The sequence below is a fragment of the Thomasclavelia sp. genome (assembly GCF_047249845.1).
GTDB lineage: Bacteria > Bacillota_I > Bacilli_A > Erysipelotrichales > Coprobacillaceae > Thomasclavelia.
On sequence record NZ_JBKTWO010000183.1, the window covers coordinates 1 to 1604 of the forward strand.

Annotated in this window: 2 protein-coding genes; both read right to left on the bottom strand. The window is 24.6% G+C overall.

Annotated features, from left to right (window positions below; genetic code table 11):
• Positions 1-1176 (bottom strand): hypothetical protein (locus tag ACLR9T_RS14605; protein WP_413110174.1); only part of this gene is annotated, 1176 nt, incomplete at its 3' end.
• Positions 1177-1199: 23 nt separating this feature from the next.
• On the bottom strand, positions 1200-1604 hold a 405-nt coding region (locus ACLR9T_RS14610), incomplete at its 5' end, for a CRISPR-associated endoribonuclease Cas6 (RefSeq protein WP_413110175.1).

The following is a 1604-nucleotide window of genomic DNA, read 5'->3' on the forward strand; positions in this document are numbered from 1 at the left end:
TATTTTAACAACATTTTTCTTTTTAAAATATTCTAATGTTTTTGAAATATACTGATCCCTAACGATTTCTATTAAATAATTATCCAATATATCAAATTCATATTTAACCTGATCATTATCTTTAATACTTCTAGTAATAATTTGAATATTGTTATTAGTTAATTTTTGTGTCTCCAATGCATATTCTTCAATCATCTGATAAATCTTTTGATATTTATCACGCAATTGATAGTCTTCCTGTAATTTTTCTTTGGTATGTTCAATATTATAAGCATTTACTCGACACAATTCTTCAACACTACCGTTTTGATTTACAAAAATATAATCACGATTATATTTTAAAAAACCTAATGGTACCAATGAATATAAAAATGCACAAATTGGACACAAATTCATATCCATATTAAAATTAAATAAAGCAGATTTTTTTCTTACTAAATCATCTGCAAAATCTTTCATAAAAGAAATCGGTATGCTAAATTTGTTATTTATTGAATTGCCACAATCAATACATTGATCATTCATTTTATCAGTATCAATTTCTAAATAATTCATTAAAGGTTTAACAAAATCAGCTTCATAACATTCTTTCATGTTTTTCTTAGCATTATTTCTTAATAAAAAACTCTTTTCCCAAAATTTATTAATTATATTATAACAAATGCTTTTAAAGCAAAGTGTTTCAAAAACTATGTCAATAGTTAGAAATTCTTTCAATTCTAATAATTTTTTCTTCAATTCATCATCTATCTTTGATTTTTTAAAACTCTTATTAATAACACTGAAATAAATATCACTATCTTCAACTTCATCTTTAATACTATTTATTCCAGTTTTAAAACTAGCTGCACCTAATTTATCAGAAATAAATGATAATCTATCTTGAATATCTTTTTCATCAATATTTTCATAATTTAATCTTCTTAAAATATTTTCAATTTCTTCGATGACTTTAGGTATAGGTGTTTCATTTTGATAGCGTTTAACCATACAATGAAAATAAAGATTCGTAAGATTAGTATTTTTCAAATATTCTTTTTTAACTTGTAGTCTATTTCCATCAATAATATAATCATCATTTTCCTTAGCATGATCTTCTTTTAGTAAATAAATAAATGCGACTATCCCTGAATTCTTTAAAAAGTCTCCCGTTAAGATTTCAATATAATCATCCACACAAGAACCTCCTTTCAATTAAATTATCCAATTATTTTAAACATCCCAGCACCTGCACCACGATAACTGCCAATGCCTGACAAAGATAATGCACTAATTGCCTTTAGATCACCTTTAATTTCAAATACACCTAACGTTGCATTTGCCTTAAATCTAAATAAACTCATCACAGTTCTTTTGGCTTTTATCGCCTTGATCTGTACTTGTTCATCTTTTAATGAAATATCATTTAAAAAGCGATTTACAGTTTTATTAAGAATTTCTTCAAAATTATCATCTTCAATACTTAAATATTCTTGGCCATTATCAGTATAGTTTCTTACTACTAAGGGACTTTGCATTTTAATAATAATGTGATCACTGATATTTGGTTTATATGGTAATAACCAAACTTTTGTTAATTTCATTGCATTTTGATTTAATGAGAA